The organism is Niastella soli (assembly GCF_017742245.1).
Classification (GTDB): Bacteria; Bacteroidota; Bacteroidia; order Chitinophagales; family Chitinophagaceae; genus Niastella; species Niastella soli.
In genome coordinates, this window is sequence record NZ_JAGHKO010000005.1 from 452,556 (window position 1) to 478,407 (window position 25,852).

The following is a 25,852-nucleotide window of genomic DNA, read 5'->3' on the forward strand; positions in this document are numbered from 1 at the left end:
AATTTATATGATCACCGCCACCATTGTTGATGATGAGCCATTGTGTTGCGAGTCGCTGGCTACGTTGCTTGAAAATTACTGTCCGGCAATAAAAGTGTCCGATATATGTGTATCAGCGCCCGCTGCATTGAAAAGCATCTCAGAACATCCGCCGCAAATACTTTTTCTGGATATTGAAATGCCACAGATGAATGGGTTTGAATTACTTGAAAGATTACAGGAGATAAATTTTCAACTGATCTTTACCACGAGTTACGATCAGTATGCCATTAAAGCCATTCAATTCAGTGCACTTGATTATTTATTAAAACCCATAGAACGCGAAGAATTGAAAGCTGCGGTGCAAAAAGCGGTGCAGCGGATCCAGCGCCCGCTTCCTGAGCAAATTGAAATGCTCCTGCAAAAATTGTATCATCCGACCATGTCACTCAATAAGATCGCAATCCCTACCCTGGAAGGACTTCAAATGATCTTTATAGAATCTGTTATTTTTTGTAAAGCAGAAAGTAATTATACTATCCTGGTTTTAAAAAATAAGCAAAGAATAACCGCTTCCCGCACATTAAAAGAAGTGGAAGCAATGCTTGAAGATCATTCTTTCGCCAGAGTTCACAACTCCTGGGTCGTTAATCTCAATGAAGTAGAAAAGTATGTTAAAGGCGAAGGGGGTTATTTAATTATGAGCGATGGCTCTACTATTGATGTTTCCCGTAACCGTAAGGAGATGATGTTAAAAAAGCTTCAGCCGGGAAAAATGTAGTAACCCAAACAACTTCATCTGATAAAATATTTACATATTCATATCCGTTGGTATACGTTCTGTTGTAATGCTTTACCTGCTTACACGTCTATTGCCTGAATCTGCACGAATAACGGAGAAATCAACACACTTATCAACTTGGCTTGCATAAATAGGAAGTATAATATAGTTTTGTGCCCGTAAAGCTTATATCCTTTAGACACTAGTTAGATAGCTATGAAAACCATCATCCTTTCGTTAGTAAATTCTATGGTTGTTAATACCATAAAATCGATTAGTACATATACTAAGTATTGTCAGCTTCTCAAACGGGCTATTCTTGCCACTTAGTTAATATACCTGTTTCCATAGTCTTGCTATTCTATTAAAAGTTTCTTTTTGAAACTAAACGATTGTAATTCCTTCGTCAATGTATTGTTATGTCTGTAGGTTAAGCTTCAGATAATATTCAGTTTAAATATTCAATTATAATATCAAATGAAAAAGACCCCTATCATTTCGCTTGTAACGGAAATAAAAATGAACAAGATCACACAATAGCTCTTGTGCCTTTTCCATGTTTTTGAAGAACCATTGTACTAATCACCATATCCCTAAATCCCAACCTTGAGAAAGCCCAATGTAAAATACTTCGTGTATTTATTGTTGTTGTATGTGCCAATGGCAGCCTGTAAAAAGGAGCAGGAAGCAGCTTTAAGCGTTGATTTCGCATATACTGTTGTTAACAACGATCTATCGGCGCCTGTAAAAATAAATTTCACCAATAATACAATCGGGGCCACCCATTATAAATGGACGTTTACCGGTGGTGAGCCTGCCAGTTCCGATAAAAAAGATCCGGGAACGATCACCTTTGCCACTGCCGGCAATTCTTCGGTTACGCTCGAAGCCTGGAATGATGATAATCGCCATTCCAAAACAGTAGACATCCTTATAGATAGTTCGGTAGCTATTGGGTTCGATGCACTTCCCCAGGTAAATGATTTTGTGCCAGCCGATGTTACGATCATTAATAAAAGTACCGGCGGTGTTAGTTATAAATGGACATTCGAAGGCGGACAGCCGGCTACATCTACAGCAAAAGATCCTGGGGTTATAAAATTCAATACCCCGGGCAACCATACTTTTACCCTGGTAGTAAATAATGGCCGAAAAGATTTTACGTTGACTAAAGTTCTTGTTCTGCGGCCTGCCTTGCTCCCGGCTTTTACGATCATCCCTTCTTTAGACGATAATGATTATGAAGCGCCGTTAACTGCAACGCTCAATAATGAAACCGTTAGCGGCCTGCACTGGAAATGGACAACTACCGGTGGTGTTATAGATAATGATACGGCCCGAAAACCAGCCATTCATTTTACTTCAGCAGGTTCCTATACCATTACGCTGACTGCGGGTAACGACAAAGAAACAAAGTCTGTTCAACAGACTATTAATGTATTGCCAAACGCGAACCTGCGCACTTTTACCGATGTGCGATTTGGAATTAATACGGCGCATGGCTCTGTTGGCTGTTTTTTCTCTACCAAACTGCAACGCAGTTTTAAGGCGTCAGACGACCTGTCTGTTGCCGGAAAAGATATTGACCTGGTGTTTTTCGGTTTGAACCAGGGCTTTACCTATAACCGCTTTGTTTCACCCGATTCAGCCAACCTTTACACTTTTGACGCTATTCCGGGCGCTCAACCAGCCTCCATTATTAATTCTCAGGAACGATGCGGTTGCCCTTCCAGTCTTACAGTGGCTGATTTTAATACAATGACAACCGATGCGCTGCTGGCGGGAATGCCGGTAGATTTTACCGCAGGTGGCTGGATGCAATTCACAGATAATATACAGCCCCGCGTGGTCCTATTCAAAACCAGCGATGGCCGCAAGGGCGCAATTATAATAAAACAGTTCGTGCCGAACGGCGCTGATTCATATATCGTAACAGATATAAAGGTTCAGAAAGAGCCATGATGCAATATCATGAAGCTCCCCCTAAACGAATCCCTGAACGCTATGCAAAAAATTGTACACCGGTCCTTGATCATCATACTGCTTATCTGTTGTAAAAAGGGTATTGCCCAGCAGGTAGATATTGAAGGTTTGAAAAATGTATTCAAGGCAAAACCTATCAGGTTCAGCGGCGGCGTAGCCGCCAATACTGCTTTTTATAGTGGTAATGGCAATTACGGTCGTGCCCCGTTCACCTGGTTCTTACAGGGTAATCTTAATGCCAATATATTTGGAAAGATCAACCTGCCTTTTTCTTTTAACCTCACCAATGCCAGTCATGGCATAACGTATCCCACACCGCCTAACCGGTTGAGTTTACATCCAACTTATAAGTGGATTGCCGGGCATATCGGTGATGTGGCTATGAGTTTTTCGCCATACACATTAAGCGGTCATCAGTTCACCGGCGCCGGGGTTGACCTAACGCCGGATGGCCCGTGGAAAATAAGTGCGATGGCTGGCCGCCTGCAGAAGGCGGTACAGTACGATAGCGCTTCAGGTATTTTACCCGTGTACAAGCGAATGGGTTATGGCGCCAAGGTGGGCTATAATCAAAAGATGTACAGGATCAGCATCTCGGCATTCGCCGCTAAAGATGTACAAAGCAGTTTGTCTACCCCGCCTGACAGTCTCCTTATATTTCCCGGACAAAACCTTGCCTTACATTATGAGGTGGGTTTACAGCCGTTAAAAGGACTGGACCTTACAGCAGGGTATGCTACCAGTGTATTAACGCGCGATGTGCGTGACAGTACCGAAAATCTTAACAAGGGCGTGTCAAAGGTATTTTTGCGGGGAAATGGTTCCACGGCTGTTTATCATGCCCTGAAAACCCAGTTGAGTTACAATTTTCGCAAAAGCACCGTTGGGGCAGGGTATGAGCGCATCGATCCCGGCTATCAGACTTATGGTACTTACTATTTTAATAACGACCTCGAAAATATAACTGTTAATCTGGCGCAAAGTCTTTTAAGAGACAAAGCCAGTATTTCAGCCAACATCGGGATTCAACGCGATAACCTCGATTACAGCAAATCCGGAACTACCCGCCGATGGGTGGGCGCGCTTAATTTAAACTATGCGCCTTCAGAAAGATGGCAGACCAGTTTTAGTTATTCCAACTTTCAGACCTACATGAGTATTCGTCCGCAGTTTGAATACATAAACCAGTTGCCCTATCAACAAATGGATACGCTGAACTTTACCCAGATCTCGCAAAACGCTAATCTGAATGTAAATGTGCTTACCAAAAAAAGCGAGCAACAAATGCATTCATTGAACATGAACCTGAACTTTCAGGATGCATCGGACGATCAGGGCGGCACCGTTGCTAAAGGCAACAGCTCGCAGTTTTATAATATGGCCGCTTCTTACGGTATTCAGTGGTTACAGCAGGGCATGAACCTGACAGCAGCCTATAACGTGAGCTATAACACTATTGCCCGTAATGATTTTATGACCATGGGCCCTACAGTTAGCTTTATGACGAAGATGTTTAAAAAGAAAATGTCATCGGGGCTGTCTGCTTCCTACAATTTCAGCAAACAGGATAATATTCAAATAAGCAGTGTGCTGAGTGTACGCCTGAATGCATCCTATACGGTGTTCAAAAAACACCGGTTGAACCTGAACCTTGTCAATCAAATTCGCGAAACACAACAAACTAAAAATACCACCGACCTCACGGGTACCATGGGGTATAGTTACAGTTTTTAAGTAGTGAGTATTAATTAAATGTACGCTATGAAACGTTTTTGTTTTGGTTTATTGCTGCTGCTTTGTTTTTCCGTTGCAAAGGCGGCGGGGCCGGAAGCTGATAGCAGTAACGCAAAAGTTTATACAGGTTCTACTGCAACAGATCAGGGTTTTGCCGATTCTGCGGCCATTAAATCGATGGCCATAAGTGCTGTGCAGAAAGTAGAGGAGTCTGACAAATGGCTGGAGACGTTGCAGCCCGATGATTTGAATGAATTGCCGGTTGGCCTGCGAAGGACCATCAGCAACATTACCTATAAAATAGCGATCAGCAGTGCGGTGTTCCATGAAACGTATGCTGAATTGACTGTATTTGCCAAAGTGACCATTCCGCAACGCGATGAGCCATTATTCTTTGGCATTAGCTCACTTAAACTGTCTTATCGTGGTGGTATTGTTGGCGATGCAAAACTGGTTTTGCTGGGTGATTGTAACATACCCATTCATGGCGGTAATGCCATGTTGATCCTGAAAGGTGGATTCAATTTGCAGAGCGGGCAGGCGCAATCGGGTCTTACGTATCTTACTATAGACTGTAATGGGTTTAAAGAGTTAAGCGTAGCCGCCCAGGTTGAGTTTCCCCGTTCCTTGCTGATACCCTGCAATAATAGCGGCGATAAGATCACTGATCCGAAAACTAAAGTGAGCGCAGATTTTCAGGCTATTATTTCTGACTGGAATGACATCCTGATCTCAGTGAGTTTGCCAAAATTCCAGGTAAATAAACTGGAAGGGATCGTGTTTACTGTAACGAATGCGGTTTTCGATTTCAGCGACACCCGTAATAGCCCTGATGTGGTTTTTCCTACGGGTTACGAAGCACAGTATTTACATTATCCCAATCCTTTTATGTGGCGGGGCGTGTATATACAAACCATCGATATTGAACTGCCTAAAATGTTCAGGCGGGCCGGTTCAACGGGGCCGGTTTCATTTGGTGGCCACAATATGATCATTGATAACAATGGGGTAAGTGGTGTATTTTCCGGAAAGGGTATTTTGCCCTACAAGGCAGGCTCTGCATCTGGCTGGCATTTTTCGGTTGATGATGTTAGTATCGGTCTGGAGGCAAATCACCTGGTGTCCGCTTCTTTTAGCGGTAATCTGGGATTGCCGGTAGCCGATAAAGACTCCCTCGAATACGAAGCTGTTATAACAGAAGATAATAAATACTGGCTTACGGTAAAGCCAAAGAAACAACTCGATTTTCAACTGTGGCAGGCCAGGGTGGACCTGGACTCCAATTCATATATAAAACTGCTTGTTGAAGATGGAAACTTCCGGCCTGAAGCTAATTTATGCGGCCGCATGACCATTGCCGCCAGTAATGGATCAGGTTCTTCCATTGCCGAACTGAAAGCGATCACCTTTCGTAATATGCATTTAAAGACCGTGAATCCCTATTTTACGGTTGATTACTTTGGTTATGATGGGGAGATCAAGATCGCAAAATTCCCGGTATCAATTGATAGCATCGTACTGACTGCCAATGCTACCAGGGCCGATCTGTCGTTTGGGGTAAAGCTTACCCTGTCTGAGAACGCCTTCAAAGCTTCCACCCGGTTAAATATCGGTTGCACCTATAACCAACAGAATGGTTTCAGCAACTGGAAGTTTGAAAAAGTTTCCCTTTCCAAAATAAAGATCGACAATGCCAAGATAGGCGGACTTACGCTTAATGGTGAAATTGATTTTATGCAGGATGATCCCACCTATGGCGATGGTTTTGGCGGCGGTATCACTGCGAATTTCGATGCGTTGAATAAGGTGGAAGTAAAAGTGCGTTGTATGTTTGGTTATAATAAATTCCGTTACTGGTTTGTAGACGGGTCTGCTAAATGGGGTGAGGGATTCCCGGTAGGCGGCGCCTTAAAGATCAACGGATTTTCAGGCGGGGCCTATTATCGCATGAGTAAAATGAATGCAGCGTCGGGTACTACGCTTGGTGAAATGCCGAATTATAAACCCGACTCCGTATTGGGACTCGGTATTAAAGCCGGGGTGTTCTTTAACGTAATGAAGCCGGAAGCCCTGCAGGGGATGGCTGAATTTGAAGTGGCCTTTAACCGCGGCGGCGGGATGAACTATATTGGGTTCTTTGGCAATGCCAAGTTCATGGGCAAGCTGCCGGGCATAGCCGGCAAGTTTATGGAAAAGTCTGCCGGCCTGTTCGATAAAATTGAAAACAATGTAAGCAAGCAACTGGAAGGATTGTCCGATGCCGCTAAGCTTGAAAAAATAGAAGCACTTCAAAAACTCAAGATCACCAATCCGCAACAGGCGGGCCGGGAGATACCACCGGATGAGGATATGAAGATGTCAAATGGTATCTCAGCCTATGTGGGTATGTTCTATGATTTCCAAAGCAGTACATTCCATGCCAACTTCGACCTGTATGTAAATGCAGCCAAAGGCTTGTTACAGGGTGTTGGTGATAATTACCGCGCCGGATGGGCGGTTATGCATTTTGCCCCTTCGGAATGGTATGTATATATGGGTACGCCTACCGACCCAATTGGAATTCAATTCGGTTTAGGTGGTTTTAAAATAAAGACCCAGTCGTATTTAATGCTGGGGACCAATATACCCGGCTCACCGGCACCGCCACGTGAGGTGGCTGATATCCTCGGTATGGAGGTAGATCAGTTGGATTATATGCGCGATGCCAATGCCCTGGGCGAAGGACGGGGTATTGCATTTGGTTCCAGAGTGACTGTTGAAACGGGCGATATTACTTTTTTAATCCTGTATGCCAATTTCAAAGCGGGGCTTGGTTTCGATATGATGCTGAAGGATTATGGCGATGCTCATTGCGAAGGCAGTACCGAGCCTATAGGGATGGATGGCTGGTATGCCAATGCCCAGGCATATGCGTACCTGCAGGGCGAACTGGGCGTTAAAGTAAACCTGTGGTTCCTTAAAGCACGTATCCCCATTATACAGGGCGCTGCTGCTGCTTTGGTACAAGCGAAACTTCCGAACCCCTCCTGGTTTGCAGGTTACCTGGGTGTGAGATTTAATTTACTCGGTGGGTTAGTGAAAGGGAACGTGCGGTTCAAGGTAACAATAGGAAATGATTGTAAGATCGTAGCAGGCGGAGGCGAAACAACGCCGGTGGGCATTGCAGTTATCTCCGACATAACTCCCAAAGACGCAACGCAGGTAGATGTGTTTGCGGCGCCCCAGGCAGCCTTCAATTTTGCCATTGGAAAAGATATTCCCATTTCCGATGATAAAGGAGACCACACTTACCGTATACAGCTCGATCAATTCAACCTTACGGCAAATGGAAATACCATTGCCGGTAAACTGAAATGGAATGCGAATAACGATGCGGTTACCTTCTATTCCAATGAAATATTGCCGCCCTCCACATCGGTAACAGCCACCGTGAAAGTAAGTTTCAAAGAAAACCAGAACGGCGCCTGGCAAACCGTGTACATCGATGGAAAGAAAGCGGAAGAGACCCGTACGCTTTCTTTCAATACTGGTACAGCACCTGAAAGTATTCCTTTATCTAATATAAGTTACGCCTGGCCGGTAGTAGATCAACAGAATTTTTATACCGCTGAAACCAACCAGGGCGTTGTTCAATTAAAGCGGGGACAACAATATTTATTTTCCATTCCTGGGTATATTCCCCAGTTGATGGTACGGCCCAAAAACGGGGGAGCGGCTATCAAACTGCCATTTACCTACGATTCAAATGAATGCCGTTTGCGGTTTAACATCTTTAAGGTCCAAAACAACGCCGCCTATGAACTGGTGTTGCAAAGTGTTCCTTCCGCCAGTTCCGCCAGCAATGCGGGTGGTTTTGTTACCAATACTACCACCACCGATGCCGGCGATAGTGTACAGGTAACAGGTAACAGTGCAACGGATGTGGTACGCGCCGATACTGGTAAAACCTTACTGAATTACGCCTTCCACAGCAGCCGGTATGGCACGTTTGCCGAAAAAATGCAGGGTATGCAGCCCGGAAACAGTACGGTTAGGGTGCTGGCTTCCGATCTGTTCACCCTGCAGATGGGGGTAACAGGGGCCGAACCGCTTGATCTGAACGAACTGACCGGTACCGATTACACCGATAACCTTCCGCTGGTGCAGCCTTTGGCTATAACCGATGATGAGTTTTTCAAATCGTACATATATCCGCTCAACTACAAGAATTACCCGGTTGCCGGAAATATTGTCATCAGTGAACGCGACACGGCGGAATTGGGTTTTGTTCCCGTTCGTTCCTTGCCGGTATCGCTTGGGTATCAGAGCCTGGTAAGTCAGGGCAATTTTACCGATCCGCTGGTAACCAACTATCTGCCTTATTTATACGATCTGCCGCGGATCTACAAACAGGATTTCATTGACCTGCAATACCAGGCAGTAAGCAGGTACCTTGGTACGCCGCAACAAAAAGATTACGAATGGCTGATCAATGGATTCTATCCAATGATGAAACCCGGATATTATAAAGTGAATTATCAGTTTGTACTACCCGGCGGAATACAAGGCAGTTCGCATATTGTTCAATATTATAACCCGATCCGATAAGCTATGAAACGCCTGATAATATTGTTTTTTATAGGGATGCTTTTTGCCACTGGTGTCTTTGCGCAGCGTGGCAGACAGGCCGCCTCACAAATAAAAATGATCGCAAGACCCGACAGTACGGGTCGTACCATCCGACTGCGATGGGCTGCTACCAATGTAGCTTTGTGGAAGCTGACCAATCAATATGGGTTTATCCTGGAACGGTATACGGTATTGCGTAATAAACAGATGCTCGATAAGCCTGAACGCAAGGTGCTGAGTGCAGGGCCTATCCATTCAAAACCGCTTAATGCCTGGGAGGAATTGGCAAAGAAAAATCAGTTTGCAGCTGTAATGGCGCAGGCTTTGTATGGCAGCGACTTCCAGGTGGCCGGTAACGACTCCAAAGGCGTTGGCCGCATCATCAGCCAGTCGCAGGAAGCGGAGCAACGGTTCAGTTTCTCGCTGTTTGCAGCAGATATGAGTTTTGAAGCGGCGCTGCTGGCAGGCTGGGGGTGGGTGGATAATGAGGTTAACCCTAATGAAAAATACCTGTACCGGCTTACCACCGCCGTACCCGTAAATCTCACAAAACCCGATACAGCCGGTGTATATATTGGTGCTGAAAATTATGAATCATTACCGCAGGTGCAGGAAGTAAATGCTCAGTTTGGCAACCGTACGGTAATGCTTGCCTGGGATTACAACCGCGTAAAGGCATATTATACTTCATACTATGTAGAAAAGTCGGAAGACGATGGCAGAACCTTCCGTCGCTTGTCCGACGTGCCGGTGAGCAACCTGAATGAAAAAGATAAACATGCTTCAGGCAAAATGTACTTCACCGATACACTGCATGAGAATGGGGTTTCTTGTCAGTATCGCGTTCGGGGTATTAGTCCGTTTGGAGAATCCGGACCACCATCGGAAGTGATAAAAGGAAAAGGTGTCAACCTACTTCCTTTTGTGCCGGGTATTCAATCGGCTTATGCAGATGATAAAGGCATGCTGCAAATGCAGTGGTTTTTTGAAGAAAAGGCAAATGCATTGATCAAAGGGTTTCAGCTCAATAAAGCCGACAATGAAGCAGGTCCATACAAAATATGGCTCGATAATATAGATGCGTCAAAGCGAACGCTTGAGATCAAAAAAGCGGTTGGTGAGCCTGGATATTTTACCCTGACCGCGGTGGCGAAAGAAGGCGAAAGCCGTACCTCTTACCCTGTATTGGTTCAGCCGATTGATTCTATTGCACCGGCCGTACCAACCGGACTGAAAGCGATCATCGATTCCAATGGCGTGGTAACGCTAACCTGGAATAAGAACAGCGAACGCGATCTGATGGGGTATAAGATCTACCGCGCTATGAAGAAAAACGAAGAGGCTGTTCCGCTTATTGATTCAGTATGGCGCGGTAATAAATTTCGCGACAAGCTCAGTCTTAAGCTGCTGAATAAAAAAGTATACTATGCTGTTTCCGCGCTCGATAAACGGTTTAACCAGTCGGCTCCTACAGAACTGGTAGAATTAAAAAAGCCTGATATTATTCCCCCTTCTGCTGCTGTGATCAACAAATATAAAGTGGCCGGCAATAAGGTTACGTTAAACTGGATAAATAGTGGGGATGAAGATATTGCTGCCCACATCCTGTACAGGAAAGCAACAGGCGACAGCAGTTACAGTATTGTACAACAGTTTACCGGTAAAAGTTACAATACTTATACGGATACCATACAAGGCGCTGCCGGTTCATACAATTATTATATAGCCGTTAAAAGTGAAAGCGGGCTCACCACTGCTTCGGAACCCCTGGGTGTTACGGTTGCTGCAGGTGCTACGGGCGCTTTACAGCTGACCCGGTTATATGCTTATGCCCAGCCTGAAAAAAGAAGGATAGAAGTGGTTTGGGACGATGAATTGAAACAGGTGGTCAATTACCAGGTATTTAAGTCATCAGGTAATAGTCCCATAACATTATATAAAACAGTACCAGCCGGGCAAAAAGGTTTATACGATACCGACATACAGGTAAATACCACGTACCAGTATGCGGTAATGGCGGTGCTGGCCTCCGGCGCTTTTAGCGAAACAAAAAAAGTAACGGTTAATTATTAATAGGCTTTTATGAGAACACGAGTATTGCTCCTGATTACTGTTCTGTTGCTGGCAGCGGTATCTGTTACACTGGCGCAACCAAAATATAGATTGAGAATGTACACCCAGATAGGTTGCCCGTATAAAAATTACGGACTTACCTGTACTGGTAACCTGTACACGGCAGATGCGTATTTTATTAACCCCACCGTAACGCCAGTAAGGCTTTCCACAAAAGATCGAATGCTTGATGGCAAAACGGGGTACAACCTGATGTATTTGCTATCGAACTGTAGTTCAAACCCCAGGAAGTATTGGGATTCTACCACCTGGAACGTATCCCAGACATTAACAAAGATACATTTGTATAGTAGTAGCGATGACGTCGAGTGCCATACAAGTTGCCAATCGAACAGTGACTGGGTCATGGGTGACAATTATACCTCGAACGGCTTTTTTTACAGCAAGTATGTTGAACCCTCCGATTGTTTTTCCGTTGAGGCCCAGGCGTGGATCTTTCCTGACAAAATAACGTTAACCGCCAGCAAGACCTATTTGCCGAGCACTGATCGCATTACCATTTCAGCTACTGCCGATTATCCTGCAGCCGTATATAAATGGAATTACGATGATGGTACCGGCTGGAAGGAGTTTCCGGCATCAACCAATACATATGGTAAAAGCACTATTAGTATCTCCGGTTACGACCTGATGGGCCCTGCTTTCGATAACTTATCCCCCGGTACCCAAGTCAGGTTCTGCGTAAGCCCGGTCAGTTATTTCGCATCTGATATAATATCCTTAACGGCCACGATCCCTTGTCCACATATCACTTCAGTAACTCCTTTTCCTAACAAATGTTTTGGTGTAAAGGATGGCACGCTTTCCGTTCAATTCGACCGGCCGCTGTATGCGGGTGAAACCCTGAACATTGTATTGAATGACGATTTGAATGATCAGCATGCAACGGCAGCAGATGTTACCCTGGATGCCAGCAATAGCTATACTTTCCCCGCTACATATGGCCCGGGAAATTTCGAGATAAAACTGCTCGGCAATTACAAAGGTGTTTCCTGTTATAACGGTGATCCGAGTCATACGAATACAACCGCTTTTTCAGGACCCACGGCTGTCAGTTTTTCCAATATCACCAGGAATGTATACTGTTTCAGCGGTGCTGATGGAACAATAGTGTTGAATGCATCGGGGGGAGTGGGTAATTATTCGGCTGGGTACAAACAGGCACAGGATGATACGTATGCCTGGACTGGTTTTGGTTCGCCGAGCCAACATACCATCACGGGCCTCGATAGCGGTGTGTACCAGCTTAGAATATACGATGGCAATAATTGTATTATGAAAGATGGCGCCGGTAATGAAGTTGTCCAGACGGTAACCATTACGCAGCCTGCGGAGCCTGTTCAGGTTGATTACAGGGAAACAACCAATCCGCTGGCATTTGGCCGAAAAGATGGAAACGCCATGGTAATTATTATAGGAGGTTCTCCACTTAATGGCAATAGTTATAATATGACCTGGAAAGACAGCACTACTGGTTCGGTATTAAATACGGTGACCAATAGCACCGATCCGTTTACTACCAAATTACAACAAATAGGCGATGGGACTTACCTCGTAATTGCCAGCGATGCCAATTATGCACTGGCAACTGGCGTAAATGCTGCAGGTTGTATGGTGGCCGATACGCTTCATTTGCACCAGCCGCCGTTGTTAACAGTTGCCGTGGAAGAACGTCATTATGTTAGCTGTAAAAACGGCGCCGACGGCGAGCTGTATGCCAATGCGCAGGGTGGTATTGAAATACCTTCAAAGCGATATAGCTATCAATGGTATCGTAATGTCAATGGCAGTTGGACGAGCATTGCACAGACCGACAGTTTTGCGGTGAAACTTACTGCCGGCACCTATAAAGTAGAAATTACCGACAAAAATAATATCGATGTAGAGTCTGACCCGTTTGTGCTGGCCGAACCCAATTTGCTGACGGTTGCTTTAAGCAGTACCCAGGTGATTTGCAGTGGCGGGAACGATGGAACGGCATCGGCGGTGATCGCCGGAGGTACAGCTCCATATGGCATAGCCTGGAGCAATGGAGCAACCACACAAAAAATCACCGGATTAACAACTGCAAATTATCTGGCGTTTGTAAATGATGCCCGTGGATGTCAAACCCAGCAACAGGTAAAAGTAACTACACCCAACCCAATTGTTTTCAATAACCCTGTAACTGTACAACCCGTGTGCGCCGGTTATTGTAATGGCGCCATCAGTTATACAATATCTGGCGGAACAGCCCCTTATAGTTATCAGTGGAGTAATGGCAGTAGCGCACAAACGCAAACCGCATTATGTGCTGGCGCTTATTCGGTAAAGGTCATTGATGCGAAGGGATGCTCAGAACAGCAGGTATTCAATTTACAGGACCCCTTGCCGCTTACGGTAGCGCTTGGCCCCGATCGTACACTTTGTGCTGGTCAGGCCTGGGTTGCCAATGCCGCTATCGCTGATGCGAATGCGGTGTACAATTGGAGCGGCGCCAATGGATTTAAAGCGAGTACGGCAAGCGTTTCATTGACCGAGCCTGGAAAATATACTGTACAGGTAACAGATAGTAAAGGATGTTACGGAAGTGGCAGTATAAGCATTAGCAGAAGCGATGCTACGGTAGCGGCAGATTTTGCGGGCAGCACCCAGGCGTTCAAGGGGGAGAAAGTAACCTTTGTAAATATCAGCCAGCCCTGGCCGGAAACAACGGAATGGCTGGTACCCGCAGATAATATTACAGTGACCCGCCGTACCGATACGCTTATCGAATTGCAGTTTAGTGCTACCGGTACCTATCGGATAGGAATGCGTTCGGGTGTGGGCAGCTGTACCAAAGAATATGGCAGTAACATTACCATTGTAGAAGGGCAAACGTTCGATAGCCCGGGTTCTGCAACCACCGATCCTTTTGTGCTTGATTATGCGTTGGCCCCAAATCCAAGCAATGGGACGTTTACTGTTACTGTTGGTCTGCGGGAGATTGCTGACATTAGTCTGCGCCTCATTAATCTGCAGTCCGGCGCTATCATTGATCAGCAGCGGAAAAGCGGCAGTGACAAGTATACGGTCCCTTATAAAATAAATGTAGTAAGCGGTGTGTATGCGCTGGTGCTTGAAACGGCAAAAGATACCCGCATCCTCAGAGTGTTGATATTGTAATAAAAGGCATAGCTCAAAAGCGTAAATAATGTTAGTTACCCTATATAAGAAAACTATAAGCAGGTTATTGATCTTAGTAGCCTGCTTATTCCTCGGGCAATTGGTTAATGGACAACAGTATCCGGTTCAAATAGTACCTCAGTTGTTGCCGCCTTATACTTTAAATGTAAGTGACTATTACAATGGTACCAGTGAAAAACTGGTGTTGTTGCTAACCAATACCGATCTGAATAAGGCCACCCTGCAGGTGCGTTTGCGCATGAGCATACAGGGCCAGGCAGCCAAACTGATCAGTCGTGATAATGTGTATTATCCGCCTGTTAGCCTTGATGGCGGTGTGCCAACCCGCATCAGCTTATCAGACCTGGCTCCTTATTTCAGAGCCGACAATCTTATATTCGAGGGCATCACCCGTGCGCAATATGTGCAAAGCGGTAAGTTGCCCGAAGGGTTCTATCAGTTTTGCTTTGAGGCAGTAGAGGTTAATTCAGGCCAGGTAGTTGGCCGCAGCAGTTGCGCCATGGCCTGGATCAGTTTGAGCGATCCGCCTTTACTAAATATGCCCAGAACGGCTGAAAGTATTGTTTATAAAGATCCGCAAAATATAATCTTTCAATGGACGCCGCGCAATTATAACAGTCCCACCAGTGCATTCAATACAGAATATGAATTCACACTTGTAGAAATATGGGATAATGGCCTGGCGCCGGAAGCTGCTTTTGGTACGGCTCAACCGCTGTACCGCACTACCACGCAGGCAACTACTTTGTTATATGGCCCCGGCGAACCTTTGTTGTTATCGGGGCACAAGTATGCCTGGCGGGTACGTGCGCAACAAACCGATGGTTCAAAGGGCTCTGATGCCTTTCGTAACAACGGATACAGTGAGATCTTCTGGTTTAACTGCCAGAATAATTGTGCCGCGCCTTTAAATGTGCAGCATGAACTCAGTGGCGGGCGTGCAACCATAACGTGGGCAGCTAATCCTAACCAAAGCAGTTTTACGGTTGACTATCGGGAAAAAGGGCAGGACGGTACTACCTGGTATAATACCCCTACCACGGCCAACCGCATGATGGTGTATGACCTGAAGAAGGACAAAACCTACGAATACCGCGTTGGCGGCACCTGCGATAATGGTCTTACTTATACCTACAGTGATATAAAAACGCTGGTGACGCCAGCTGCTGATAGTGCCGTAAATACAGAATGCGGCCTTTTGGAACCGGAAGCAAATATTGCTAACCGTACCCCCATTCAAACCCTGCTTACAGGCGACGTAATAACCGCAGGCGATTTTCCGGTAAAACTATTACAGGTAAGCGGACAGGGGACATTTACAGGCGCTGGTTATGTAACCGTTCCTTTCATTGGTCAAAGCCGGGTAAAGGTCAAGTTTAACGGTATCACTGTTAATACGGATAAGCAGCTGATCGGTGGTGTTATAGAAACAACCTACGATGCTAAGGAATCGCAAATAGGAAACCTCGACAAAGTAATAGAAGGCGGTGGGGATGTTGGTATTGTGGTGAACGGAGTAGACACTGCCGGCTATTATATAGATATGGTAATCCCTGACGCCAGCCATATAGCCGTAGAGCTGAACAGCACGGCAGATAGCTCGGGGAATGCTCCCGCGGGTGGGGCTACTTTAGCCGTTACGGGCAGTGATGGTAAGGTAGAACAGGTGAAAGTAGAGGAGTTGCCGGCAACCATAAAGGATAAGAACGGTACCATTTACGGTGTTGATAAAGAGGGGAATGTTTCGAAGGTCGCTTCAACCGAGGCGATGAATATGACATCGACTGAATTGAACTCGATCAAAACTGATAAGGCGGTTGTTAAGTTCTTGCCGCATGGAAAACAGCAATACGCATTCGATGAATACCAGCCGGTATATAAAGCCAGCGTTCTTTTCAGAGAGAAATACGAAAAGCTGAATGACAATTATTATGTAAACAGCAAAGCGATCGTTGAAGCGAAGACCGATGTGGTAAAAGCGGTGGTGGAAATAAAGGATAAGAGCATTGTTGTAGACAGCATTCGCTTTGTAACGGGTAAAGGAACAAGGTATGAAAGCACCCTCCTCGCAGATAGTACGAGCTGGGAGATAAGGATCGTTGGTGGGCCTGCTGCTGATGCGCAGGAATTGTATGCGCTGTACCCACAGGGCGGGGGTAAATTCCTGTCGCTCGGTAAGTTGCTTATAGCATCATACCCTGAACGAACCTTTAAACTGGTGTTGGTGCCCGTAAATGGGGCTTCGGTCAATAAAGATGCTATCAGCCAGAAACTGGATGCCATCTATAAGCCGGTAGGCATTTCCTTCCAGGTGACGCAGGACCAGTCGTTCGATGACAATAGCTGGGATCTGGTTCACGACAATAAACTGGCCGTATCAGGTAGTGGCTGGTTGTCGACACTGACCGATGAAATGAAGGCATTGAACAAAGCGTATAGTAGTGCACGTAGCGTTCAGCAGGATGCAGTTTACCTGTTTGTTCTGGACGGCAGCGACAGCACCATAGCCGGTGATATGCCAAGAGGAAAACAATTCGGCTACCTGTTTACTGGAAGCAACGGTAACGTAGTGGCGCATGAACTTGGACATGGATTGTTTAAACTGAAACACACATTCGATAGCTATGGTTTCCAGCAAGGGGAGTTGTCCGGGAATGTGATGGACTATCCTGCCGGCTACAGCTTTACGAAATATCAGTGGGACCAGATACATGATCCCGGTATAGCGGTGGGAATATTTGACAGTGAAGGCGATGGGCAAAGTCTTGCTGAAGCGTATTTAAAATGCGTAAATGACGATAAGATTGCTGCGGGGTTAGGGAAAATATTTTATGACCCAATTGGACAAACAGTACAGCTCGACGATGATATGACCCCATACGCCTTCTTTGGAAGCCGCGAAGGGGACATTTATGGTAATCTCGCTGCATTTAAAAAGGGTGGGAAAATATACCTCTACTTATTGTATTCCGGTGGTGCAAACGCTGGAGAGTATGGAGGAGTTTACGGAACCATTGATGGCACCAATAAGAGCGTAACCTTAAAAGTGGTACATGCGACTGCCAAACAAGTAAAAATCGATGACAAGAATAAGCTTGAAGGACGTCAGCTTGCAAATTGTTCCTGCAATAATTTAACCAAGGTCGTTGAGCCAGGTAATGAAGTTAAAGTAGCAGACAAGAAAACAGGTAAGGTCACCAAAGGTACTGCCAGTCAGAAGGAAGAGATTAAAATATGTGATAGTGATCCATATAATCTGAAGCATGAATTGGCGGTACAAGCGGAGGATGGCACTACAACCTGGGGTGAGAAAATTGTAAAACAACTGAACTACCAGATTGAAACAAACAAAAAGAATAAATTCGGCGACAACCTTTTAATGGCCAAGTTGAATGGAGTTTCTTATATTTCAACAGGTCATGACTATAAAAATAATCCAGTCTTTCAGGGTGGGTATAAGCTGGAAGAATTGGACAGTAAGATGGCCTATCTTGAGATCAGCAAAGGCTATCAGTTCTATACGAGGTTTATCCAAACCACTTGTACGGTCCCTCAACAGGTTGCCGACAAATTTGCTCAGGATGTTTTCGACAAATCAGCAATAAGTAAGGAGAAGGGAATCATATGCCTGGTGTTGTACAATAACAAGGCGCCGGACAACGACCCTCAGCAATATACAATTGGTCTTGCCTTTGGTAGTGGCGTGTCAGAAGCCACTGGTATCAGGGAAATACTTAATGCTGCTGACGGTGATGTTCGGGAAACGATAGTAGGCAAATTAATTCATGCTTATAGGTCTATTCCTAAAAAGCGTATAGTATTTAACTATTTTATTTCCCGGCCTACGGCGCAACAAATTTCAGAACGTAATGCGTTAAGATACGCAGACAAACCCTATCCTGAATTACGTGGAGTTTTAAAATCGACAGTAGATAATATTGAAAGCGAAACCGGGAATGCGTTAGCAGTGCGATATTTCATTGCAGAAGCGACGTCAGACAAAATTGAGAGTGAAATTATTGATGAGAAAAAGGCTTTAAAAGAAGAGTACGTTGTTGACGAGTCTGTTAAAGTGGCCCTTAATTACGCTGTTAAATATGCCGACTGGAATTTATATTCCTGGGATGGAAGCACTGCAAAGGACGACAAGATCGTTGTTAGTTCAGAGCCGGTAGTTACAGCCTGCCATTTTACACTGGGAAAGCCCTGTGATATGGTGGCGATTGATAACTTGTTTTTTGTAGCCACGCTTTTTACCCCGCAGAAGTTGATGTTCATACCGGTTGCGGCTGCCGTGGTGTACTATGGGGCTACGGATCAGTGGAATGAAGCGGGGGCTTATCTGGGCGGATACCTGGGGTATTATGTACTTACAGACGTGTGCATACCAGTGCTTAAGTACGCAGCTTCCAAGACATATTCATTGATCAAGTTTGGGCCCAAGGGATTAAAAGATATTGCGGTAGCCCTTGAATTTAGAATAGCATCCAGTAAAGGGTTGCCTCGGGAGGCTATAGAAACATTGTTTGCAAAACAATTAAGTGCAGAAGTCGCAGAATATTTAATACCTAATGAACTAACTAAGAACCTTTGGATAAAAACGGAGAATAGTGGGGGGCAAATTGGCAAAGTGCTGGTAGGTTCAGTTGAGGGAAATACGGTGGTGGTAAGGGGGTATAGGGAAGGCACTAAATATGTTATAGAGTCAATTGATGAAGTCCGGTTGAAGCAGATTGCGGAAGAGGTGATGGAGTTTAAAGCTGAAGCGAATGCCGCTAAAGCGGGGGAAAATCCGGCGGCTTCCACTACGGGTAACCGGCCTACGCAAGGTCAGGCTCCTTCGCAAACACAAACGGTTACTGAGGGCAGGCCAGGTACGCAGGAACCAACAGGTACATCGAATCAGCCTCCTGTAGAGGGATCACCAACCACGTCAATAGGTACCGGCTCGCAGGGCCGCCCAGGTGAACCAACAGGTACATCGAATCAGCCTGCTGCACAAGGATCACCAACTACTGAGGGGCAAACGGGTACACAAGGTCGAGGAACAAGCACCGATAACCAGCCACCTACGCAGAATACATCTACGTCGGGTGGAGGGACCACCAGTGGGGCTGCCAATACTGAAAATACGCTGGAATCGTGGCTGACAAAGCGTAACCTGAAAGGAAGCCATATAGATGACTTACTGGCAAATGCCGGTTCCGCCCGGGCGGCTTTGATGATCCAGATAGAGAATTGGGAAGCATCGATCCTTAGAAAGCTGAATGCCGATTTAGAAAGATACCCCACACTGGGAAGTGAATTGATAGCGGCGCCCGAATTATTAAATCACTGGCACGCTGCCAATACGAAATGGTGGTATAAGTATGCGTTGTTAAGAGAAGTTTACCTTCAAAGTAGTCCCTTTGCAGTACCGCCTGGTTTGCAGCAATCTATTGAAGACCTGCAAACAATAGGCCTGGTGCGGGTTGGTAGTGTTAGACCAACCAACAGGATCCCGGATCTTGGGAACTTATTCGAAGATGACCTGATTGCAGAAATAGGAAGTGGATTCAGGAACAGCGGAAACTTTGATCACCTGCCCCCGGATTTGAAGACAAAAATGGATGATTTGTACAACCAGGGATATAACGTCATGTTAACCCAAAGCAGGGTTAAGCTGACTCCGTGGTTTACTAATAAGCCACAGCCAGATCTGCTGTTCTTTAGAGCCAATACACGTACCTTTGAAATTTCATTTACCGATATTGTCTATATCGACGGTAAGATAACGCCGACCACCAGTTTTTCAACCGCCCAAAAGAATTTCAATAGCTTAAAAGGAACTGGCAAGCAAGTATCTGTCTTTGATTTTGCGTGGGATAAAAATCCGGAGATCTTTTTCACTGGACCTCCCGATACCCATGTACTGGATGATGTTTTAAATAAGCCATTTACCCTCAAGGAAGTTGGTAAAATTGCAACTGAGTATAAAAACAATACCTTTAACATTGTTTATAAACTACAATAAAATGAATCTGAAATCTTTTGAAAAGGGGTTAAGGAAGGAATTGAATAAATGGTTTTCAGAAAAAGGCTTTGCTGTTTTTGAAGAGCTGGGTTTTACATATTTTAAAAAGCAGGAAGGTTATACGGATTATGTTTCTATCAGGCTGGGTGGCAAAGCGTACCTGCATGAATTATACGCGCAGGTAAGTATGGGCCGGAAAATAGCATCGATAGAAAGCTATTGGGAAGAATATGCTGATCTACTGGGAATTCAAGGCGGCATGCGGTACACTATGAATATCGACCAGCTAGACGAAAGGGGTGTTTCACAATTGGCGATCACTGTAAAAGATGATGACACCGAAGCGGTGGCAAAGGCCCGGGACTATATCATTCAAACTTTTGAGAACCTATTATATCCTCAGGCGGAATTGTTGACAGATATAAAAGAACTGGACCGGTTACATAATGACGTACCTGATACCAGGCGGTATGGGTCCATTGAAAAGTGGTATAGAAGAATGATCATTGCGAAACTGGCCGGCAATGAGAACTATAAAAAGATATTGAACATATATTTAACCATGCATAACGAAGGCCTTCAGGAAGAACCAGGAAACAAAGATTTTTATGAAAAGCGGATCTTTGTTGCCAATGAACTGGATAAAAAGTTGAATAATGTTCTTCCATTGAATGATCCGAAAGCTATCGTTTAATCTTAAGGATACTGTTAAAGATAAGAACCCTTCAGGTCATTAGATCTGAAGGGTTCTTTATTGTGAGGTGAGTTGATTTCAATAGTTAGCTTGTGCTCAATCCGCTGCCAATATTGCTGTCACTACTTATTGGTCATAGTTATGACTTTAACAATAATTATGAATATCAGGTTCTTTGTATTAATTTTTCAAATACCACTGTCTCCTGACTTAGCGCCGAATAACCACGAACCACAGTAATGCCGTCCTGATTGGGAGATCCAATCAGCGTCATACCCATTTTGTTTTGATGAAACTCTATTGATTTATTATTGGTTGGAGACGTTATTGCCTTTATCTTTTTTATTCCCCTGGACTTAGATACCTGTATAAAGTTATCATATAACAATTTGCCTAGTCCCTGCTTTTGATATCGTTCCCGAACACCGATCAAATGAACATATCCCACACTGTCAGTTTGCGAGAAAAAGCCAAACATATAAGCAATTACAAGTCCATTATCTCTGATCACAAACGCAGTATTGCCAAATTCATACACTAAGTATGGATGATGCAAATGCAAAAGTCTGTCACTACCCCAAAAATCAATAATGTCCTTGATTATTTGATTAAAGTCCTCAATGGTGCAATGCTCAATTGTCATGATAATATGCTAAGTTTTCGAAGATAAACAATAGTGAGTAATTATGATCTGGATGAGTAGCGAGGGCTCATAAGGAGCCTTTGTTCGATACTTTTCTTTTGCTGTGCAGGATCACCTGGTCGGGCCGAAGGGTAATGAGTGCTTTCATGGCAGGAGTATGACCGGTGGATTGTATTTCAAATTCCGTTAAAAAAGCATGGACAAAGAAACACATCTCGGTCATGGCAAAATGGTTTCCCACGCACATCCTGGGGCCTGCCCCGAAAGGGAAATAATTTTTGGACCGGGTGGCTTTTCCGCCGGGCATAAACCTTTCCGGATCGAACACAGAAGCGTTTTCCCAAATCTGTTCATCTCTGTGCAACCCAAAGAAAAAGGGGATAATAATGGTACCCCCGGGAAAGGAGTAGGGGCCGAAGCGGTCCGCTTCGATGGCTACCCGTTCCGTCATCCAGGCGGCCGGGTATAGCCGCATAGCCTCGCTGATGGTCGCTTTCAGACACTCATTGGTTAAAGCATCCTGCACGCTGGTGTCGATCAGGGAAGACTGCAATTGTTTAAGGGCAGGAGGATTGTTGGCCAGCAGGTATAGGAGCCAGGACAGGGTATTGGCCGTTGTTTCATGTCCGGCGAAAATAAGTATCAGTACTTCATCAATGATCTGTTCCTCCGCCATGCGTTCACCAGTGTCCTCATAGGTGCTGTGCAAAAGCATATCCAGTAGATCTCCTGTTGATTCTCCGCTGGATTTTCTTTGGTGGATGATATCTCCAATGATGGCCCTTAACCGATGCGCTTTTCGGGACGTGGTACGCTGCTCTCCGGTAACCGGATACCACAACCGCCGTACCGGCTGGTTGGTGTCTTTGATCAGGAACTCCTGAATATCGGCGAATAATTGACCTATTTCCGCGATGATGTCCGGGGTCAGGGGAACATCAAAGATCGATCTGAGCAGCATCCGGAAGGACAGTCCGTGAACAAAAGGATATAGATCAACTGCATTTCCGATAGGACATTTTGCTATTGACTCTTTGATCGTTTCAATAATAACGGCCTGCAATCCTTGCAACTTCTCCCGGTGAAAAGCCGGTTGTATCAGTCTGCGTTGCTGCAACCAAAAAGCACCGTTGGAAAAAAGGATCCCATACCCGAGGTACCTGGCGGCTTCTGTAGCGATTGGTGATTTTTGATAATTTTTATGATTCTCTTGTAAAACATGGCGGATGAAAGCCGGGTCTTGTGTGAGAATGAGTTTTCTTTTGAAGCCAATGGCAGCCGTGTAGGTCCCGGCAAAGCGGTGCATACTGTTGGAAACCGATTTTACCGGATTTTTTAAGAAGGCTCCTGACAACAGAATACTTTGCAATAAGGAGTATCCTTCAGGCAAAAGGTGTTTATTTTTTAAGGCATCTCGCTGGACAGGCATTTTCGTTGATTAGGAAAGCTAAATTAATGCAATTATGTCTGTAGCAGCGGAAGCTTATTACGGCGTTTGTTTGAATCCGGACAAATACAGTAACGAAAGCGAACAGACGCCTTCGTGTTGTTTGCGCAAATTGTTGATTTATAGCTGCATGTAGGTTAGGTACAGTTATGGGATTTATATGCTATTTTGACTATACCGCATTCCGTAAAGGTGTTGAATGGTGGTATCTGGCAATTGCACCCTTACTGGTATTGGTCGTTGCTTTTGCTACCGTAAGCTTTCAGGCGGTCAGGGCTGCATTGGCCAATCCTATCAGGAATTTGCGAGGCGAATGATCTTGTTAAGCGGAAGTGTACCCTTATAATCAGGTTACTGATAATAATTTTTTACCGATCGTATTAATAGTTGTTGGGTCTCGTAAAATATTCTTAATGTCGGAATAATGTGCATTTCTTCTGAAATTGTCAATGACCATCTATATGTAGCCGAAATGTTTTTTTCTCCGTAAATCATAATTGTGCTATTGCAATCATGTGACGTTATCGGAAGTGATAGATAAGTTGTTTTGTGCTTTTTCTTTGCATGCTTTATAAGCTGATCCTGGAGAGCATCCTCGCTTATCTGATGAATGTCATTGAGGTGGTTTTGAAATAGCTTTTTCTCTATGCTGTCAGCATTAAATATTTGTAGCTCTGTCTCGTATGGTTTAAACTCAACTATGTCGCCGTTTTCAAGTGTGTCAATTATTGTGGGCAGCGGAACATCGCGCTGCAGGTTTTTAATGAAATAACCTGTCCAATGTGAATTTTCCTGAATCAGGTAGAAGGCGACATGTCCTTCACATATCTTGTAAATTATGGTGTTTTTCGGGTTGATCCTGGTTGCAATAGAATCTTCCACTTCTTTATAGCTTTTATAAAATTGATATACCTTATTAGTATTTATTGTTTGCGCAAAGGCTGGTTGTATGCTAATGATAAAGACAAAAATATGTATTGCTCTCATGGGGGTATTTCTTCTAAAACTTACTGGCTAAACTGGTTTGATTCCTGAAGAATTGTTTGTTCATTTTCAGAAGACTTAACACAGTTTGCAAGCTTTCGGTTTGATATCCAATGCTTTGTCTGCCAGTTGTTCCCGCTCTTCCAGCTGCATAAAGCATTAGTACTGAAAATACTAGGTGAATGTTTGGCGGAAGGATAGGTTGTTATGTGTCCTATAGTAATGATGTATCCATATGGTCCTATGCCTGGGTTGGGATAAATGAGTGGCCCGGCAGGGACACTAATGGAATTGCGTAAAAATAAACATTCTTAAATAATAATAAAATGGCAACCAATAACTGGGTTTTAGATCCTGCGCACAGCGAAGTGCAATTTAAGATCAGGCACTTAATGATTACCTACGTTACAGGGAGTTTCAATTTATTTGAAGCACATGCTGTAACTGAAAATGAGGATTTTTCAAAGGCGAAGATCTCGTTCAAGGCCAATATTGGAAGTATTAATACCAATAACGAACAAAGAGATAATCACTTGAAAAGTCCTGATTTTTTTGATGTGGAAAAATTTCCAACACTTAGTTTTATTTCTAATAAAACGGAGGGGGCTGAAGAAAAAGGGGATTTTGTTCTGGTAGGGGATTTAACCATTAAAGATGTAACAAAAAGTGTAAAATTCAATGTAGAGTTTGGAGGTATTACCAAAGACCCTTACGGACAAACAAAGGCCGGGTTTTCCATCTCAGGAAAAATTAACCGAAAAGATTTTGGGTTAACCTGGAATGCCACCTTAGAGTCTGGTGGATTGATGGTAGGTGAAGACATAAAACTTACAAGTGAAATACAACTTATAAAGCAGGAATAACAGTTGTTGAATATTGGAAAAGCGCTAATTCAATGTTACTATAAACTAATAGAGAACTTATCCAGCGTATAATAGGTGAAAATTCCGATGCCTCCATTGATATTGGACTTTATGGTTTCAGGATTTAAGAGCGGATCGAGAAATGCACTGCTTGCATTCTCGACTGAATTTAAATAGTCATAATACTCCTTCTGAATATGAAATAACGTGACTACAATGGAATCTGCATCGTTTTTATATTTGGATAACGGCATCACGCACGATGTGCTATTGCTGTTGCTTTGATCATACAATAGGTTTTTGGTGAGGGCTGGTTTCCCGTTTTTGTAATTGGCAAAGGAGAGTTTGAAATACTTGGAAGTATCAGTCAATAAGTTGTGATGTACAACAATGTTGTCATCATTCATTTCAACATTTTCAATTTGTACAGCGCTGACTATTTTCGTTGACGCCTGCACAGATCTTCCATCTTTGGTAGTAATGTTCAAATTAAAGAATGAGTGTGAGCCTTGTCTTACGGTGTCTCTGCAATTGTAGTTCACAACAATATGCCGGTCGTTTTTATTGTACAGAATGTTTTGGGCAATCATTGTGCCTGTATCTGTGTTTATTTTAACCTGGGCGTTCCAAATTGCCAGTAATACCAGATCATCATTGAGTATATTGCTTTCGGATAGGGTAAGTTCAGCGGGGTAACCGGGCGTTACATAGCCTTCCACTACAATGTTTCTGGGGCCTTCGGGGATCTGCACGTTAATGTCGGCTTTGGAACAACCTTGTGTAATAAATGAGATAATTGAAATTAAAAGGATCAGTCGTTTCATG

The 25,852-nt window shown here is 44.4% G+C and carries 13 protein-coding genes; 9 read left to right on the top strand and 4 right to left on the bottom strand.

Going from position 1 to position 25,852, the window contains the following annotated elements; translation table 11 throughout:
• Window positions 1-7 precede the first annotated feature (7 nt).
• From J7I42_RS22285 to J7I42_RS22320, 8 genes are all read left to right on the top strand, one after another.
• Window positions 8-760, top strand: a complete 753-nt coding sequence (locus J7I42_RS22285; RefSeq protein WP_209141089.1) for a LytR/AlgR family response regulator transcription factor — start codon at window positions 8-10, stop codon at window positions 758-760.
• A gap of 606 nt (window positions 761-1,366) precedes the next feature.
• A complete protein-coding gene (locus tag J7I42_RS22290) occupies window positions 1,367-2,722 on the top strand; it encodes a PKD domain-containing protein (RefSeq protein WP_209141090.1) in 1,356 nt (451 codons plus the stop codon).
• Window positions 2,723-2,764: 42 nt separating this feature from the next.
• Window positions 2,765-4,477 (top strand): TonB-dependent receptor, encoded by a 1,713-nt coding sequence (locus tag J7I42_RS22295; RefSeq protein WP_209141091.1) that lies wholly within the window; start codon window positions 2,765-2,767, stop codon window positions 4,475-4,477.
• A gap of 27 nt (window positions 4,478-4,504) precedes the next feature.
• Complete coding sequence (locus J7I42_RS22300; protein ID WP_209141092.1) at window positions 4,505-9,064, top strand: hypothetical protein; 4,560 nt, start codon at window positions 4,505-4,507, stop codon at window positions 9,062-9,064.
• A gap of 3 nt (window positions 9,065-9,067) precedes the next feature.
• Window positions 9,068-11,158, top strand: a complete 2,091-nt coding sequence (locus tag J7I42_RS22305; RefSeq protein ID WP_209141093.1) for a fibronectin type III domain-containing protein — start codon at window positions 9,068-9,070, stop codon at window positions 11,156-11,158.
• Window positions 11,159-11,167: 9 nt separating this feature from the next.
• On the top strand, window positions 11,168-14,362 hold the full coding sequence (locus tag J7I42_RS22310; RefSeq protein WP_209141094.1) for a SprB repeat-containing protein: 3,195 nt from the start codon (window positions 11,168-11,170) through the stop codon (window positions 14,360-14,362).
• Window positions 14,363-14,390: 28 nt separating this feature from the next.
• Window positions 14,391-20,396, top strand: coding sequence for a hypothetical protein (locus tag J7I42_RS22315; RefSeq protein WP_209141095.1), 6,006 nt, complete (start codon window positions 14,391-14,393; stop codon window positions 20,394-20,396).
• Between the two features lies 1 nt (window position 20,397).
• Window positions 20,398-21,090, top strand: coding sequence for a hypothetical protein (locus J7I42_RS22320; protein WP_209141096.1), 693 nt, complete (start codon window positions 20,398-20,400; stop codon window positions 21,088-21,090).
• A 166-nt stretch (window positions 21,091-21,256) separates the two neighbouring features.
• Here J7I42_RS22320 and J7I42_RS22325 read toward each other — a convergent pair whose 3' ends face one another.
• The 3 genes from J7I42_RS22325 to J7I42_RS22335 all read right to left on the bottom strand — a co-directional run bounded on the left by J7I42_RS22325 (window position 21,257) and on the right by J7I42_RS22335 (window position 24,167).
• Window positions 21,257-21,733 (bottom strand): GNAT family N-acetyltransferase, encoded by a 477-nt coding sequence (locus J7I42_RS22325; protein WP_209141097.1) that lies wholly within the window; start codon window positions 21,731-21,733, stop codon window positions 21,257-21,259.
• Between the two features lie 67 nt (window positions 21,734-21,800).
• Window positions 21,801-23,162, bottom strand: coding sequence for a cytochrome P450 (locus J7I42_RS22330; protein ID WP_209141098.1), 1,362 nt, complete (start codon window positions 23,160-23,162; stop codon window positions 21,801-21,803).
• Between the two features lie 369 nt (window positions 23,163-23,531).
• Window positions 23,532-24,167: a hypothetical protein gene (locus J7I42_RS22335; RefSeq protein WP_209141099.1), complete on the bottom strand. Its 636-nt coding sequence runs from the start codon at window positions 24,165-24,167 to the stop codon at window positions 23,532-23,534.
• A 323-nt stretch (window positions 24,168-24,490) separates the two neighbouring features.
• Between J7I42_RS22335 and J7I42_RS22340 the strand changes: the two genes are divergently transcribed.
• Window positions 24,491-25,027, top strand: coding sequence for a YceI family protein (locus J7I42_RS22340; protein ID WP_209141100.1), 537 nt, complete (start codon window positions 24,491-24,493; stop codon window positions 25,025-25,027).
• 38 nt (window positions 25,028-25,065) lie between these two features.
• Here the strand turns inward: J7I42_RS22340 and J7I42_RS22345 are convergent, their stop codons facing one another.
• Entirely contained in the window at window positions 25,066-25,851 is a 786-nt protein-coding gene (locus J7I42_RS22345; protein ID WP_209141101.1) for a DUF4249 family protein, read from the bottom strand.
• Window position 25,852 lies beyond the last annotated feature (1 nt).